The organism is Gammaproteobacteria bacterium (assembly GCA_003696665.1).
Classification (GTDB): Bacteria; Pseudomonadota; Gammaproteobacteria; order Enterobacterales.
Window position 1 is genome coordinate 1 of record RFGJ01000613.1, and the last position, 2173, is coordinate 2173.

The window sequence follows — 2173 nt, forward strand, 5'->3', positions numbered from 1 at the left end:
ACGGCTGTCGAAGACCGCCGTAGAGCTGTGGTCTACCCGGCAGAACAAAAGTATGTTCAGACCCAGTACGGCGTTTATGAAACATTATTGTCACATTTCCGAAATCGTCTAAGAGAGAATCGTCCCAACAATAAACTCGTTGTGCTAGGATATAGTTTTAGTGATGAGCACATTAACGCAGTTATCGAGGATAGTATTCGCGCTGAGGGCAGCAACTTAACAGTCTATGCTTTCGTGGGACCAGAAGAGGACGCAGAGGAACAGGAAAATCGTTTTCGCAAAATCGCCGAACGCTGTGATCACCGGTTCAATGTCTTTATGGGTCAACACTCATATATTAGTTCCTCCATTGAGCCTGAAGAGTGGAAGGAGATTAAGAAACTGAATCTCTGGAATTTTGAGGAATTGGTCAACATAATGGTTGGAGATGAACAGTGAGTCAGAACGTCTTGCGCATAGGCCGCGTAATCCAGGTAGATGGGTCTAGAATAATTGGTGAACTGGAGGCATCTGTTGATGATCTTTATCGAACATATAAAAGTCGCAAATATACTATCGGACAAGTTGGCTCAATTGTAAAAATTGAGTCCGGGGATCTCCTGATTTTCGGAATTGTCATTTCCTTGAGAATGGAGGAGATAGACTCTACGCAAGGCAATACATCTGGTCGTACCGAATCATCAGCGAAATGGATGGAAATAGAGCTCTTTGGACAAGGTCATAAGACGGGATTGGGAGAAGCAGAATTTCTTTTCGAACGAGGTATTTCGAGTTATCCATTGCCGGGTCAAGAGATTCACCTGGCGACTGTAGACGAACTTCGTCGGATTTATGCCAAGCCAGACAGGCCAACCATCAAAGTTGGTAGTGTCGGTCAAGCGCGGGGGTTGCCTGTTCATCTGCTGACGAATGAGCTACTTGGGAAACATTTTGCGATACTTGGAACCACCGGTGCCGGAAAGTCATGCGCCGTTGCGCTTCTCATACACCGTATTATAGAGGAATATCCGCACTCACATATAATTCTCCTTGACCCCCACAACGAATACCACAGAGCGTTCGGTGAGAAGGCCGAAATTATTGATCAAACATCACTAGAAATACCTCATTGGCTGCTGACCATAGAGGAGAGCATAGCGCTTTTCATAGGTCGAACGGAACACGCAGCAACTAATCAGGCGAATATTCTTAAGGATGCGATTCTGAGGGCACGAAAAAGTTTTTTTGCTCAGGCCGAACCTACTAAGAAGATTACTGTAGATACGCCAGTGCCTTATAAGCTGGGCGATCTAGTCAAAAATATTGAGGAAGAAAAGGGTAAACTGAGCCCATCAAAATCTGAATCACATGTGAAAATACTTTCTAAGATTAGAACTCTGCAGGAAGATAAACGTTTTGAGTTTCTTTTACGTCCTGATAATAATGTCTGTGACAATCTTGCTGGGCTTTTGGGAAGATTATTCCGGATACCAGATCAGGGAAAGCCGTTAACGATTATAGACTTATCTGGTGTGCCGTCGGATGTTGTAGATGTAGTGGTGTCGGTACTTTGTCGCACCATTTTTGATTTTGCTCTTTGGAATCCCAGGCGGTCTGAGATTCCATTATTTCTCGTATGCGAAGAGGCGCATCGTTACGCGCCGAGGAGCCAAGAGGCGTCCTTCCAGCCGACGAAGCGTGCGCTAGCGCGCATTGCGAAGGAAGGAAGGAAATATGGTGTTGGGCTCGCCCTCGTGACACAAAGACCATCCGAACTTTCAGAGAGCATACTTTCTCAATGTAACACGATTATCGCTCTTCGGATGAGTAATGAGCAGGATCAGCACTTTGTACGAAGAGCACTTCCAGATAGCGTTAGAAGTCTGGTTGATGCTCTTCCAGCGCTGCGCACGAGGGAGGCGCTTGTAGTCGGTGAAGGAACTGCAGTTCCGGTACGGATGGTCTTTGACGAAATTCCGGAAGACAGGCGACCGCATAGCGCAGACGTTCCATACGCCGAAGCGTGGAAGAAGGAATGTGGTAATGACGAAATGGTGAGGGATGTTGTGGAGCGCTGGCGAAATCAACAGCGATGAAGTAGATTTTGAGAGATTTTACTCGGCCGCGGGCTAGTGGAGAAGTAAACAACGATGACCCTGTCGGTGGAAAACAACAACTCGTACTACAACCCGGA

General features: G+C 46.5%; 2 protein-coding genes. Both read left to right on the forward strand.

What is annotated here, in order from left to right; translation table 11 throughout:
* Positions 1-438, forward strand: a 438-nt coding sequence (locus D6694_14900; GenBank protein ID RMH34913.1) for a hypothetical protein, incomplete at its 5' end; no start/stop codon positions are given.
* A complete protein-coding gene (locus tag D6694_14905) occupies positions 435-2075 on the forward strand; it encodes a DUF87 domain-containing protein (protein ID RMH34914.1) in 1641 nt (546 codons plus the stop codon). The genes D6694_14900 and D6694_14905, both read left to right, overlap by 4 nt.
* Positions 2076-2173 lie beyond the last annotated feature (98 nt).